The sequence below is a fragment of the Streptomyces sp. NPDC029041 genome (genome assembly GCF_040637515.1).
Taxonomy (GTDB): domain Bacteria; phylum Actinomycetota; class Actinomycetes; order Streptomycetales; family Streptomycetaceae; genus Streptomyces.
Genome location: NZ_JBEZWO010000002.1, coordinates 571,066 through 584,405, shown reverse-complemented (window position 1 = coordinate 584,405; position 13,340 = coordinate 571,066). Strand labels below are relative to the sequence as shown.

Sequence of the window (13,340 nt, the reverse complement as noted above, 5' to 3'; positions counted from 1 at the left end):
CCGGCATCCCGTGCCTGCTGATCCTCTATGGATATACTGGGATGCCGATCGGATATCCCGGAGGTCTGTCATGACCAAGACGCTGATCGACATCGACGAGGAATTGCTGGCCGAGGCTGCCATAGTTTTCGGGACCAAGACCAAGAAGGACACGGTCAACGCCGCTCTCAGAGAAGGCGTCGAGCGCAAGAAGCGGGCCCTCGCGCTGGCCAGACTCGCGGCGCGGGCGGACGCCGGTGATTTTGACGATCTACTGGAGAAGGAGACCTATCGTCGATGAGCGCGGCGACCTACCTCATCGACACCAGCGCCCTGGTCCGCATCCTGAAGCAGCCCGCCCGGGGACTCTGGGAGAAGCCCCTGAAGGAAGGGGTGATCGCGCGGTGTCCGCTGACCGAGGTCGAGTTTCTGTACAGCGCCAGGAACGCCGAGGATCGGGCCGAGCTCGTCCAGGACCTGGACGCGCTGTTCGGCTGGGCCCCCCTCGATGACCGGGCGATGACACGCGGGTGGGATGTGCAGCGAGAACTCACCGAGAAGGGAAAACACCGTTCCGCCGGCGCCGTGGACCTGCTCGTCGCTGCGACCGCCGAGCTTCAGGGACTCACCCTCCTGCATTACGACAACGACTTCGAGACCATCGCCTCGGTCACCGGGCAGCCGGTCCAGTGGCTCGCCGCTCCTGGCACCCTCTGACCACCCCGGCGGGCCCGAGGGGCGCGGCACTCCCTCTCATCGTGCCGCGCCCCGCCCCCCCGTCCCCCGTCGGTCAGACCGCCTCGACCTCGGGCAGCGTGCCGGTCCGTGCCGCCCGGCCGTACCACCGGGCGCTGGTCTTCGGCGTGCGTTCCAGCGTCGCGTAGTCCACGTAGACCGCGCCGAAGCGCTTGCCGTAGCCGTACGCCCACTCGAAGTTGTCCATCAGGGACCACAGGTAGTAGCCCCGGACGTCCGCGCCGTCGGCGATCGCGCGGCGAACCGCCGAGAGGTGGCCGTGCAGGTAGGCGACCCGCTCCGGGTCGTGCACCCGGCCGTCGGAGTCGATCTTGTCGTCGTAGGCCGCGCCGTTCTCGGTGATGTACAGCGGCAGACCCGGCGCCTCACGCGTGTAGCGCATGATCAGCTCGTGCAGGCCGGTCGGGTCGATCGTCCAGCCCATCTCCGTGCGCTCTCCCGGCGTCTGGTGGAACGCGACGTCGTCGGCGGCCGGCCACGGCGAGTGGTCGCTCGCCCCGTGGCCGTCGGCGCGAGGCGCCTTAGCCGACACGTCCGCGGCCGAGACCAGCGCCGGCGTGTAGTAGTTGAGACCCAGCGCGTCCAGCGGCTGGTTGATCAGCTCCAGGTCGCCGTCGAGGACGTGGTTCCAGTCCGTCAGTCCCGCGGTCGCCACGTACAGCGACTCCGGGTAGGCCCCGTGCAGCATCGGACCATGGAACACACCGTTGGCCAGGTCGTCGATCCTGCGGACCGCGTCCAGATCCGCCGGGTCCTGTGACAGCGGCCTGACCACCGAGGAGTTGAGGCTCACCGCCACCGTGTTGCGGGCCGGCATCACCGAGCGCAGCGCGGACGCGCCCAGCCCGTGCGCCAGATTCAGATGGTGCGCGGCACGCAGCGAGGCCGCCGGGTCCGTACGGCCCGGGGCGTGCACCCCGGAGGCGTAGCCCAGGAACGCGCTGCACCACGGCTCGTTGAGCGTGATCCACTGCTCCACCCGGTCGCCCAGCGCCTCGCCGGCGATCTGCGCGTACTCCGCGAACCGGTACGCCGTGTCCCGCTCCGGCCAGCCGCCCGCGTCCTCCAGGTCCTGCGGCAGGTCCCAGTGGTACAGCGTGATGGCCGGCTTGATGTTCTTGGCCAGCAGCTCGTCCACCAGCCGCCGGTAGAAGTCCAGACCCTTCTGCACGGCCGGGCCCCGGCCGGTCGGCTGCACCCGCGACCACGAGATGGAGAAGCGGTAGGCGCCCAGGCCCAGCTCCGCCATCAGCGCCACGTCGTCGCGGTAGCGGTGGTAGTGGTCGACAGCGATGTCACCGTGGTCGCCGCCGAGGGTCTTGCCCGGCGTGTGGCTGAAGGTGTCCCAGATCGACGGCGTCCGGCCGTCCTCCCGCACCGCACCCTCGATCTGGTACGCGGACGTCGCCGCGCCCCACAGGAAGGCGGGCGGGAAGGTCACCGGAGTGGCCGGGTTCTCGGAGTCAGGCATGGAAGCGCTCCCAAAGGGGTCATGGGGACCGACGAGTGGAGGGGGAGGGGGAGGGGGAAAGGGGCCGAGGCGGCTGTGGCTCGGCCCCGGGAAACGGGAATCAGCCCTTGACCGCGCCCTGCATGATGCCGCCGACGATCTGCTTGCCGAAGATCGCGAAGACGATCAGCAGCGGCAGGGTGCCCAGCAGGGCGCCCGCCATGATCAGGGACTGGTCGGGGGTGTAACCGCGGCCCAGACCCGCGACCGCGACCTGCACGGTCGGATTGCCGGTCTGTGTCAGCACCAGGAACGGCCACAGGAAGTCGTTCCAGGTCTGCACGAACATCAGCATTCCCAGCACGGCCATCGCGGGCCGCGCGGTGGGGAACACCACATGCCACACCACACGCCAGCTGCTCGCTCCGTCGACGCGGGCCGCCTCGATGATCTCGTCGGGCAGCGCCTGGATGAGGTACTGCCGCATGAAGAACACACCGAACGCGCTCACCAGCGACGGGAAGATCACGGCCTGGAGCTGGTCCGTCCAGTCGAGCTTGGCGACCATCATGTACAGCGGGATGATGCTGAGCTGCGGCGGCACCATCATCGTGCCGATCACCACCAGCATCGCCGCGCTGCGGCCCTTGAAGCGCAGCTTGGCGAAGGCGAACCCGGCGATCGTCGACAGGAACACGATGGTGAACGACGAAATGCCGGCCACCAGGGTGGTGTTGAGGAACGCCTCGCCCAGGTTGGCGTCCGTCCAGGCCACTTCGAGTTTGTCGAAGAGGCCGGAGCCGAACCAGAAGGGCGGCGGGGTCTGCGCCAGGCGCTGGTTGTCGCGCGAGGCGGCGATCGCCGTCCACACCAGCGGGAACAGCGAGATGACGGTGAACAGGGCGAGGATGACGTACGCCACCGGGCCGGCGTGCATCTGCCCGCCCGCGCGTGCCGCCTTCATGCCGCGTGACCGCTTCGGCGGCTCGGGGACCGCGTCGGCCGGGGGTTTCGTCAGGGTCGTCGTCACGGCCGGTTCTCCTTAACTACTGGCGCGCAGCCGGCGCGAGATGACGTAGTTGACGATCCCGATCACGATGAGGATCAGGAACATCGTCCAGGCGATGGCGGAGGCGCGGCCCAGGTGCTGGTTGACCCAGCCCTGCTCGTACAGGTAGAGACCGAGCGTCTGGAACTGGTGCTGGGACCCGCCGGAGGCGCCCTTGTTCGCGTCGAACAGCAGAGGCTCACCGAACACTTGCGAGGCTCCGATGGTCGACACCACGACCGTGAACAGGATCGTCGGACGCAGCGAGGGCAGCGTGACGTGGAGGAACTGCCGCCAGCGGCTGGCTCCGTCCAGTGCCGCCGACTCGTACAGGTCCTGGGGGATCGCCTGCATCGCGGCCAGGTAGATCAGGGCGTTGTAGCCCGTCCAGCGCCAGACGATGATGCTGGACACGGCGATCTGCGACGGCCACTTGTCGTTCTGCCAGTCGACGTGATCGATGCCGACGGCGTTCAGCGCCCAGTTGATCATGCCGTAGTCCCGCCCGAAGAGCAGCACGAAGACCAGGGAGGCGGCGGCGATCGACGTGGCGTAGGGGGCCAGCATCACCACGCGGTAGAAGGTTGAGCCGCGCAGTTTGTAGTTGAGGATGTGCGCCAGACCCATGGCCATCAGCAGCTGCGGAACCGTGGAGATGATGCCGATGGTCAGCGTGTTCTTCGCCGCGTTCCAGAAGAAGTCGTCGTCGAAGATGCGGGTGTAGTTGCGCAGCCCGACCCAGTTCATGTCCGTCGGCGCGGTCAGCTCCACCTGGTGCAGCGAGGCCCAGCCGGTGTACAGCAGCGGGAACAGGCCGAACGCGAGGAAGAGCAGGAAGAACGGCGAGACGAACGCGTAAGGGCTCCACCGCATGTCGCGCTGCCAGCGACGGGAGAGCCGGGCGCGCTTCTTCCTCGCCGCCTCCGAGTCGGCCGGCGGGCGGCCCGGGGCCGCGCCCCCCTCCTTCACGGGGGGCGCGGCGGTGTCGTGCCTGGTCGCCATTCCGGTCACTGGTCCAGGTTGTTGTCGATGGTCTTGACGGCCGTGTCCCACGCCTCCTTGGGCGACTTGCCCTGGGTGACGAGGATGACGCCGTTGTCCGTCAGACCCTGCTGGATGATCTGGTCCTTCGGGCCGATCGTCTGCACCGGGCTGCTCTTGGCGGCCGCGGCGAAGATGGTGCCGATCGGTGCGTCACCGGTCATCTCGTTCTTGGCGTTCTTCACCGCTTCCGACTCGTAGGCGGCGGGAGTGCTCGGGAAGCTGCCCTGCACGGCGAACAGCTTGGCCTGCTGCTCGGGCGCGGTCAGCCAGGCGGCCAGCTTCGCGGCCTCCTCCGCGTTCTTGCCCGACTTGGGAACCGCCAGGAAGGAACCGCCCCAGTTGCCGGACTTCGGCGACGCGGCCACGTCCCACTTGCCCTTGGCCTCCGGCTTCGACTTGCCCTTGATGTAGCCGAGCATCCACGGCGGGCAGGACATCGCGGCGAACTTGCTGTTGGCGATCGTGGTGTCCCAGGCGGGCTGGAACTGTGTCTGGTTTCCGATCAGTCCGTCCTGGGCCGCCTTGGCGGTGAGGTCGAAGGCGGCCTTCACGGCCGGGTTCGACTTGTAGATGACCTTGCCGGAGGAGTCGTAGAAGCGGTCCTTCTCACTGCTGAGGATCGCCTGGAGCAGACCGCCGGGGGAGTCGAGGAAGGTGGTGCCCTTCGGCGCCTTCTTCTTGTAGTCCTCGCCGACCTTGACCAGCTTGTTCCAGTCACCGGCCCACAGCTTGGCGACCTCCTCGCGGTCGGTGGGCAGACCGGCCTTCTCGAAGAGGTCCTTGCGGTAGCAGATGGCCATCGGGCCGACGTCCGTGCCCAGGCCGACGGTCTGACCGTCCTCGGTGGTGGCCTGCTGCCACTTCCACTCCAGGTAGTCGCTCTTCTTGCCGTACTTGGAGAGGTCCAGCAGCTTCGCGGACTGGGTCTTGACGATCTCGGCGATGTTGCCGACCTCGACGCCCTGGATGTCCTGCAGGCCGCTGTTGGTGGTCAGGTGGTTGACCAGCGTGGGGTAGTAGTTCTCGTTCCGCTCGACGACCGTCTGCTGGATGTCGACGTCCGGGTGGAGCTTCTCGTACTCCTTGTAGAGGCCGGCCTCCTCGAACCCGAAGGTGCCGAAGAGTCCCAGGGTGATCTTGGTCTTGCCGCCGCTGCCACCGCTGCCGCCCGACGAGGAGCCGTCGTTTCCGCCGTCGTCGGCACAGCCGGCCAGCAGCCCGGCGCCCAGCGATGCGACGGCTGCGACGACCATCGCCTTGCGGGCGGTTCGGATGCGTGCTCGCATGTCGTCCTCCTGTTGCCCTGACGTGCCGACCCCCCGGCCAACTGCTGTGTCGGACCGTTCTACGCGCTTAAGGCTCGGGCGGGGAACGTGCGGGTTGTGTATGTGTCAGGTAGTGTGGGAGCGCTCCCACGAGTGATGTGTTGAAGAGTCCCCGGTCGCGGCGGGGGTGTCAAGGGACCGGACAGGGAGAGATGCGTTCAGTTATCGGGCTGTTAACTGGACCCGGGACGGACGCGGTTGGATCCCGGGCCGGTTGAATCGAGCCAGTCGGACCGCCGGTGGCACGGCTCGTCCGGCCGAAGCGGAAGCCCGGGGCGGCGAGCCCCCGGCTTCGGTCGTCACGGCTGACGGGCCTGTTAAATTCCAGGCCAGTCGCAGAGTGCGGGTGTGAACGGGAAGGCGGAGCCCATGGCAACCCACGGAGCGCGGGGCCGAAGTGGTGGCCGGCCCACCCTCGAAGAGGTGGCGGCGCGCGCCGGTGTCGGCCGCGGCACCGTCTCGCGGGTGATCAACGGCTCGCCCCGGGTCAGCGACGCGACCCGCGCCGCCGTCGAGGCGGCGGTCGCCGAGCTCGGCTACGTCCCCAACACCGCTGCCCGCGCCCTGGCCGCCAACCGCACGGACGCGATCGCACTGGTCGTGCCCGAGCCGGAGACCCGGTTCTTCGCGGAGCCGTACTTCTCGGACATGCTGAAGGGCGTCGGGGCGGCGCTGTCCGACACGGAGATGCAGCTGCTGCTGATCTTCGCGGGCAGCGACCGCGAACGCGCCCGGCTCGCCCAGTACCTGGCGGCCCACCGCGTGGACGGCGTCCTGCTCGTCTCGGTGCACGCCGACGACCCCCTGCCCGACCTGCTCGCCCAGCTGGAGATCCCGGCGGTGATCAGCGGCCCGCGCTCGGCGGCGGAGACCCTGCCGTCGGTCGACTCGGACAACTACGGCGGTGCCCGCCAGGCCGTCGAGCACCTGCTGTCCCGGGGCCGCAGCCGGATCGCCCACATCACCGGCCGTCTCGACGTCTACGGCGCCCAGCGCCGCGTCGACGGCTACCGCGAGGCCATGCGCGACGCCGGCCTCGGGGCCGACGAGGGGCTGATCGAGGCGGGGGACTTCACGGAGGAGGGCGGGCACCGGGCCATGGCGGCCCTGCTGGAGCGCCACCCCGACATCGACGCGGTCTTCGCCGCCTCCGACGTCACCGCGTCCGGCGCCCGCCGGGCACTGCGCGATGCGGGCCGCCGCATCCCGGAGGACGTGGCGCTCGTCGGTTACGACGACTCCGCCATCGCCCGCCACATGGAGCCACCCCTGACCAGCGTCCGCCAGCCCATCGAGGAGATGGGCCGCCGGATGACGGACCTCCTGCTCACCGAGGTCGCCGACCGCCGCCCGCCGGCGTCCCGGGGCCTGGAGCGCCGGCAGATGGTCCTGGCCACGGAGCTGGTGTCCCGGTCGTCGTCGTGAGGGGTCATCCGCTCCTGGATGTCGCCGAGGTCGCCCGGACCGAGCCCTACCTGCGGACGGTGGGGGAGGTGTTCCGCGCCTTCCGTGACCAGGACTCGGGCTGCGTGTCGTACGGGGTGCGCCTGGCGGACGGCGAGCGCTGGTTCGTGAAGGAGGCGACGACGGCCGCCGCCCGGCACTCGCTCGACCGGGCCTGGGCCTTCCACCGCGCGGTGCGTCACCCGGTGATCGTCCCCCAGGTGCACCGCTTCCGGGCCGGTTCCGGCGGTCCGGCCGTGGTGATGCCCTGGCGCGGTGGCGAGGTCCTCTACCACTCCACCCTCCGCCACCGAGGCGGCCGCGCCCACCCGGACCATCCCGTGGCCCGCTTCCGTGCCCAGCCCCTCGCCCAGGTCCTGCACGCCGTCGACGGCCTCCTGGACGCCCATCTGGCGGTGGAGGCCGCGGGTTTCGTCGCCGTGGACCTCTACGACGGGGCGTTCCTGTACGACTTCGCAACCGGTGCGCTCCGTCTGATCGACCTCGACGAGTACCGCCAGGGCCCGTTCACCCTGGAGGCCGGCCGGCTGCCCGGCTCGCGGCGTTTCATGGCCCCGGAGGAGTGGCGGCGCGGCTCTCGCATCGACACCCGCACGACGGTCCACGCCCTGGGCCGTGCCCTCCGCCTCCTGCTGGACGCGGGCGACGAGGAGCGCGCCTGGCGCGGCACGGCGGAGCAACTGGCGGTCGTCGAACGGGCCGTGCGGGCCGATCCGCGTGAACGCTTCAGCGGTGTGGCGGAGTTGGCGGCGGCGTGGCGGTCGGCGAGCCGAGGCCGGGGTGACGGCGCAGGGCATCCAGACCGTCGGGCACGAACAGCCGCTCCCGGATCGCCTCCCGGAACTCCGCCTCGCTGAACCAGCCGTGCCAGGCGATCTCGGACGGGTCGGGGGTGAGGCGCTCCGGCACGACGGCCTCGTGCACTCCGAGCCAGTACGGGCTGATCGCCCCACGGCACAGGAACGAGAACACGAACCGCACCCGTGCCCGGACGCCCAGCTCCTCCGCCAGCTCGCGGGCCGCCGCCTCCTCGTACGACTCGCCGACCGCGACGCCCCCGCCGATCAGCCAGTCGTGGTGGCCAGGGAAGCGGGACAGGTGCTCCGGCCTGCGGTGCACCAGCACGCGCCCCCGCGTGTCGCGGCAGACCGTCGTGGCGACCCGGTGCAGCCAGCCGTTGCGGATCGCCTCGTCCCGGTCGACCACCCCGACGACCCGGTCCTGCTCGTCGACCCGTTCCACCAGCTCACCCATGGCCTCACGATCGCACGCGTTCACACCCGGGCCGGTGCCGCCCGGCGCACCAGGTACACCGCCGCCGTCACGACCAGCACCACCATGCACGCGATGAACACCAGCCCCGCCCCCTCCAGGCCGATCGGACCGGTCAGCAGGCCGACGCCGATCACCGGCAGGGAGATGCCCGCGTAGGCCACCACGAACAGGGCCGAGATCACCGCCGCGCGCTGGTGTGCGGGAGAGGCCCCGGCCACGTCGGCCAGCGCACCGCGGAACGCCAGACCCTGGCCGGTCCCGCCGACGAACGCGCTCGCGACCAGCAGGGCCATCTGGTCCCACCGCAGCGCGGCGGCGAGCAGGGCGAGACCGGCGAGCAGCCCGGCACACCCCAGCGGCAGGGAACGCCGGGCACCGAACCGGCCGACCGCCAGTTGCCCGGCCGTCGACGAGAAGAAGGCCAGCGCGACGATCAGCCCGCTCACGGCATGGTCGTCCACGTCCAGGGACTCCGCGAGGAAGGCCGGGCTGACCGAGGTGAACACCCCGAACAGGGCGAATCCGACGAAGGAGGCGGTGGCGGCGGGCCCGAACACCGACCGCACCTGCGGGGGCAGCGCCGGCCGCTGCGGCCGTACGGCGCGCAGCGGCTGCCGCTCCCGGACGGTCTCCGCGAGCCGCAGCAGGACGAGGGCCGAGGCGGCCACCAGGGCGAGGTGGGTGACGAACGGCAGATGAAGCGGCCAGGGTGCGTACTCGGCGAGAAGCCCCGAGAGCAGGGGACCGCAGCCGAGCCCGCCCATGTTGGCCGCGGTCGCCACGAACGTGGCCCGGGAGCCACCGCCCTCGGGTGCCAGCTCCATCACGTACGCCGTGGCGGCCCCGGTGAACAGCCCGGCGGACAGCCCCGACAGCAGCCGCCCCGCGTAGAGCCAGCCGAGACCGCCGGCACTCAGGAAGCAGACGGCGCTCAACGCCGCGAAGGCCAGGCCGCACAGCAGCACCGGGCGCCTGCCCACGGCGTCCGAGGCGTTGCCGACCAGCAGCAGCACACCGATCACGGCGAAGGCGTACAGGGCGTACACCACGGTCACCGTCAGCTCGGAGAAGCCGAACTTGTCCTGGTAGAGGGGGTAGAGGGGAGTCGGCAGCGTGGTGCCGGCCATGCAGACGGCGAACACCGCCCCGCTGAGCACACACGCGCGCCACCCCGGGCGTCGACCGTCCATGGCGCCGACGGTAGCCAGCCGGCCGCGCCGCCCCAGGCAGGCGCGCAAAAAGCTTCAGCCGGTGGCTTCTTCCGAAGCCACCGGCTGATTACTCAGGGTGAGTGACGGGACTTGAACCCGCGGCATCCTGGACCACAACCAGGTGCTCTACCAGCTGAGCTACACCCACCATGACCGGCTTGGAGGTCAGTGACTTCCCTGACCGGCCGAGAAAAAGTGTACAGGGTCCGAAGGGGTGCTCGCGCACGGCTTTCGCCGCGCCGCCCCGACGGGCCCCCGCAGCGCCTACTGAGCGGGCAGAACGTGCTTCGCCGCGATCGTCTTCGCGGTGTCCGAGTCGGGCCCGGGCTGCGGGACGAACACGGCCTCGCGGTAGTACCGCAGCTCCGCGATCGACTCGCGGATGTCGGCGAGCGCTCGGTGGTTGCCGTTCTTCTGCGGGCTGTTGAAGTAGGCCCGCGGATACCAGCGGCGCGCCAGCTCCTTGACCGAGGACACGTCGACGATCCGGTAGTGGAGGTAGTTCTCCAGCCTCGGCATGTCGCGCAGCAGGAAACCGCGGTCCGTGCCGACGGAGTTCCCGCACAGCGGCGCCTTGCCCGGCTCCTTGACGAACTCCCTCACGTACGTCAGGACCTGGTCCTCGGCGTCCTTCAGGGTGGTCCCCGCGGCGAGCTCCTCGAGCAGCCCGGAGGCGGTGTGCATCTGACGCACCACGTCCGGCATCGTCTCCAGCGCCTGGTCCGGCGGCCGGATGACGATGTCCACGCCGTCCCCGAGCACGTTCAGCTCGGAGTCGGTCACGAGGGCGGCCACCTCGATGAGCGCGTCGTCCGACAGCGAGAGGCCGGTCATCTCGCAGTCGATCCACACCATGCGATCGTTCATGTGTCTAACCTTACGGCCCGCTGCCTCCGGCCGGGCCGCCCGTACCGCGAAAGCCGCAGGGCCCGCGGGAGGCATGCTCCTCGCGGGCCCTGCGGCTACCGGTTCACGGCGCGCTGCGCTGCCCGGGCAGGCTCGCCGACAGGGCCGGGGACTGGCCGACCGCGCTCGCCGCCGCCGTACGGCGGGACTGCAGCGGCACCGGGTGCTCCGGGTGCAGCGCGGCCGGTGCCTGGCCGGACTGGCCCGGGTGCCCGGTGTGGCCTTGGTGGCCCGGCATGCCGGAACCGGGGCCGCCCGGTGCGCTCTCGGTCTCCTGAGGGCGCTCGCCCTGCGGACGCCGGGCGCGGTACGCCGCCCGGTACGCGGCCGGGGACGAACCCAGCTGGCGGCGGAAGTGCCCGCGCAGGGCGACCGGCGACCGGAAGCCGCAGCGCCCCGCCACCTCGTCCACCGAGTAGTCCGACGTCTCCAGCAGGCGCTGCGCCTGGAGGACCCGCTGCGTGATCAGCCACTGCAGCGGAGCGCTCCCGGTCAGCGAGCGGAAGCGGCGGTCGAACGTACGGCGGCTCATGTACGCGCGTGCCGCCAGCGTCTCCACGTCGAACTGTTCGTGGAGGTGCTCCAGCGCCCAGGCGACGACCTCGGCGAGCGGGTCGGCGCCGATCTCCTCGGGTAAAGACCTGTCGAGGTAGCGCTCCTGCCCGCCGCTGCGGCGCGGCGGCACGACGAGCCGCCTGGCCAGGGCTCCGGCCGCCTCGTTCCCGTGGTCCGTGCGCACGATGTGCAGACACAGATCGATGCCCGCCGCGGTGCCCGCCGACGTCAGCACGTCTCCGTCGTCGACGAACAGCTCACGCGGATCCACGTGTACCGACGGATAGCGCTTGGCCAGCGTCGGCGCGTACATCCAGTGGGTCGTCGCGGGACGGCCGTCCAGCAGGCCGGCCGCGGCGAGCACGAAGGCGCCGGTGCACAACCCGACGATGCGGGCGCCCTCCTCGTGGGCGCGGCGCAGCGCGTCGAGTGCCTCCTCCGGTGGCGGAGAGGTGATCGAACGCCAGGCCGGTACGACGACCGTGCCCGCGCGCGAGATCGCTTCCAGGCCATGTGGTGCGGTGAGTTCGAGTCCCCCGGTGGTCCGTAGCGGACCTTCCTCGCCACCGCACACCAAGAGGCGGTAGCGCGGTACGCCGGCGTCCTGGCGGTCAACCCCGAACACCGACAGCGGTATGGAACTCTCGAAGATGGGGCCGCCGCTGAACAGCAGCACCGCGACGATCTCCTTGCGGCGTCGCCCGGAAAGCTTCCGGGCCGCGGCTTCCGGCGCGGCAGTGGAGTCGTGGCTCATACTGCTAAGCCCCCCTCGTTGGTCGCGGCTCCTCGGTTGTGTCGCTCCTGCACGTTTCCCCTCGGTCCTGCACGAGTCCCCCGCCGTAGACAGTCAAGATCGAATCTACTGTGTGCCGTTGTGCCGAAGTGGCCGGTTCACCACTCGGCAGATTGTCGACTTGGCAACTTGGCGTGAAGCATTCGATCACGAAGCGTTGCACTCGTGGGCCGTGCAGGGAAGTGCGCCTCGTCGCGGTGGCCAATCCACGTAGGGTGCGCGGACCCCCCGAGGCCCTTTCCGTGCAGGTCGAACGGGGGTTGGGGGGTGGTCGGACGGGGTGATGCACAGGTACGAGAAGTTGGCTGAAAAGTGCCGTGTGCGTGCGCGGAAACCGGTCAGCTGACCGGTGTATCTCCCCCGGTGTGCCGTCCGCCACGGTGTGACCCCGTTCCGGTGCGGTGCCGCCGGCCCCGGTGGGGTGCCCGGTCCTCGGCCGCGAGCCGGGCCGCGCCGCGTTCGGACTGGCGCAGCAGGACCCGGCAGGCGCCCGTGACGGCGGCGAGCCCGAGGGCTGTGCCGGCCGCGCCGGCGAGCGAGGTTCCGTAGCCGAGGAGTACCACCGGGACGAGCAGGCAGCTGAAGCCGGCCCAGCGAACCACATCCGTCGCGGTGTCCCGCGGCGGCGGGGCCGCGCGGTCCGCCTCGGCGGCGGGGCGTGGTGCGGACATGCGTGCTCCCTGTGGCGTGACTCACGGGGTTCAACGCGCGGCCGGGCCGTCGGTCACTGGCTGCCCCCGTCGCCCCGCAGGTCAGTGAATCCCGTGCAAACCGCCTGTACAGCGCAGCAACCATTGCGTTACGGGCGGTGCCTCGTGCATGCTCCCTGGAACCCGCACGCACCGTGAGCGGGATCTGGGCTAAGGAGGCGTGGCGCCGTACCCTTGAGGGTATGGGGTTGGGAAGACCATTCCCGGACACAGCTCCGCCGCACCCTGTCATCCCTCCCGGACAAGGATCACAACGCCGAGACAGCCATGGCCGGTCACGAATTCTCCGAACCCGCGGACCGCAAGCGGCCCGTCGCCGATCCCACGGCGGCCGAGCCCCTGGCGGCGAACGAGCCACGCCATTCCTGCGATCCCGCCTTCAAGCACGGGGTCGTCGTCGGCTTCGACGGCTCCACCTCCAGCGAGCGCGCCCTGGCCTACGCCATCGGCATGGCCCACCGTTCCGGGTCGGGCCTGATCATCGTCCATGTCGCCAACCGGCTGCCGACCACGGTGTGGGCCGGCTGCGAGCCGCCGGTGTTCGTGGACGTGCCGGACCACCGCACCGAGGTGCTCGGACTCGAGCTGGCCTGTGCGGACTATCTCGCCGAGGTGCCCTGGATCCTGGTCGAGCGCGGCGGTGACATCTGCCACGAACTCGAAGAGGTCGGCCGGGAGTACGAGGCCGACGCGATCGTCGTCGGCTCCACCCACGGTCTCGTGGGGCGCATCTTCGGCTCCGTCGCCGGGCGGCTCGCCAAGCGGGCGCAGCGGCCCGTCATCGTCATCCCCTGAGCTTCGACTCCCTTGGTGTCACGCGCGAA

Annotated in this window: 13 protein-coding genes, 1 tRNA gene and 1 pseudogene; 5 read left to right on the top strand and 10 right to left on the bottom strand. The window is 70.5% G+C overall.

The features are described 5' to 3' along the window. The first annotated feature begins 70 nt into the window (after window positions 1-70). Both AB0F04_RS06195 and AB0F04_RS06190 read left to right on the top strand, forming a co-directional pair. The gene (locus tag AB0F04_RS06195; RefSeq protein WP_362038291.1) at window positions 71-280 is read left to right on the top strand and encodes a type II toxin-antitoxin system VapB family antitoxin; all 210 of its coding nucleotides are present in this window, start codon (window positions 71-73) and stop codon (window positions 278-280) included. Next, complete coding sequence (locus tag AB0F04_RS06190) at window positions 277-696, top strand: PIN domain nuclease (RefSeq protein ID WP_362038288.1); 420 nt, start codon at window positions 277-279, stop codon at window positions 694-696. The genes AB0F04_RS06195 and AB0F04_RS06190 overlap by 4 nt, the downstream gene beginning before the upstream one ends. A 73-nt stretch (window positions 697-769) precedes the next feature. On the opposite strand, the gene AB0F04_RS06185 is transcribed toward AB0F04_RS06190, so the two are convergent. The 4 genes from AB0F04_RS06185 to AB0F04_RS06170 all read right to left on the bottom strand — a co-directional run bounded on the left by AB0F04_RS06185 (window position 770) and on the right by AB0F04_RS06170 (window position 5,563). Beyond that, window positions 770-2,206 (bottom strand): GH1 family beta-glucosidase, encoded by a 1,437-nt coding sequence (locus tag AB0F04_RS06185; protein ID WP_362038286.1) that lies wholly within the window; start codon window positions 2,204-2,206, stop codon window positions 770-772. Between the two features lie 100 nt (window positions 2,207-2,306). After that, a complete protein-coding gene (locus AB0F04_RS06180; RefSeq protein WP_362038284.1) occupies window positions 2,307-3,215 on the bottom strand; it encodes a carbohydrate ABC transporter permease in 909 nt (302 codons plus the stop codon). 12 nt (window positions 3,216-3,227) lie between these two features. Beyond that, window positions 3,228-4,235: a sugar ABC transporter permease gene (locus tag AB0F04_RS06175; RefSeq protein WP_362038282.1), complete on the bottom strand. Its 1,008-nt coding sequence runs from the start codon at window positions 4,233-4,235 to the stop codon at window positions 3,228-3,230. A gap of 5 nt (window positions 4,236-4,240) precedes the next feature. Next, window positions 4,241-5,563 carry an extracellular solute-binding protein gene (locus AB0F04_RS06170; protein ID WP_362038280.1) on the bottom strand — a complete coding sequence of 441 codons (1,323 nt, stop codon included), beginning with the start codon at window positions 5,561-5,563 and terminating at the stop codon, window positions 4,241-4,243. A 408-nt stretch (window positions 5,564-5,971) separates the two neighbouring features. Between AB0F04_RS06170 and AB0F04_RS06165 the strand changes: the two genes are divergently transcribed. Further along, the gene (locus AB0F04_RS06165) at window positions 5,972-7,027 is read left to right on the top strand and encodes a LacI family DNA-binding transcriptional regulator (RefSeq protein ID WP_362038278.1); all 1,056 of its coding nucleotides are present in this window, start codon (window positions 5,972-5,974) and stop codon (window positions 7,025-7,027) included. Beyond that, window positions 7,024-7,836: pseudogene (locus AB0F04_RS06160) on the top strand (serine/threonine protein kinase); the annotation flags it as partial. The gene AB0F04_RS06165 and the pseudogene AB0F04_RS06160, both read left to right, overlap by 4 nt. On the opposite strand, the gene AB0F04_RS06155 reads toward AB0F04_RS06160, so the two are convergent. The 6 genes from AB0F04_RS06155 to AB0F04_RS06130 all read right to left on the bottom strand — a co-directional run bounded on the left by AB0F04_RS06155 (window position 7,793) and on the right by AB0F04_RS06130 (window position 12,477). Further along, on the bottom strand, window positions 7,793-8,320 hold the full coding sequence (locus AB0F04_RS06155) for an NUDIX domain-containing protein (protein ID WP_362038276.1): 528 nt from the start codon (window positions 8,318-8,320) through the stop codon (window positions 7,793-7,795). The pseudogene AB0F04_RS06160 and the gene AB0F04_RS06155 overlap by 44 nt on opposite strands. A gap of 20 nt (window positions 8,321-8,340) precedes the next feature. Further along, the gene (locus AB0F04_RS06150) at window positions 8,341-9,531 is read right to left on the bottom strand and encodes an MFS transporter (protein ID WP_362038274.1); all 1,191 of its coding nucleotides are present in this window, start codon (window positions 9,529-9,531) and stop codon (window positions 8,341-8,343) included. A gap of 96 nt (window positions 9,532-9,627) precedes the next feature. Then, window positions 9,628-9,700: transfer RNA gene (locus AB0F04_RS06145), tRNA-His, on the bottom strand. Window positions 9,701-9,816: 116 nt separating this feature from the next. Beyond that, on the bottom strand, window positions 9,817-10,419 hold the full coding sequence (orn, locus tag AB0F04_RS06140) for an oligoribonuclease (protein ID WP_362038272.1): 603 nt from the start codon (window positions 10,417-10,419) through the stop codon (window positions 9,817-9,819). A gap of 103 nt (window positions 10,420-10,522) precedes the next feature. Then, complete coding sequence (locus AB0F04_RS06135) at window positions 10,523-11,767, bottom strand: helix-turn-helix domain-containing protein (RefSeq protein WP_362038270.1); 1,245 nt, start codon at window positions 11,765-11,767, stop codon at window positions 10,523-10,525. Window positions 11,768-12,144: 377 nt separating this feature from the next. Beyond that, entirely contained in the window at window positions 12,145-12,477 is a 333-nt protein-coding gene (locus AB0F04_RS06130; protein ID WP_362038268.1) for a hypothetical protein, read from the bottom strand. A gap of 306 nt (window positions 12,478-12,783) precedes the next feature. On the opposite strand from AB0F04_RS06130, the gene AB0F04_RS06125 reads away from it, so the two are divergent. Further along, complete coding sequence (locus AB0F04_RS06125; protein ID WP_362038266.1) at window positions 12,784-13,311, top strand: universal stress protein; 528 nt, start codon at window positions 12,784-12,786, stop codon at window positions 13,309-13,311. Window positions 13,312-13,340: the final 29 nt, after the last annotated feature.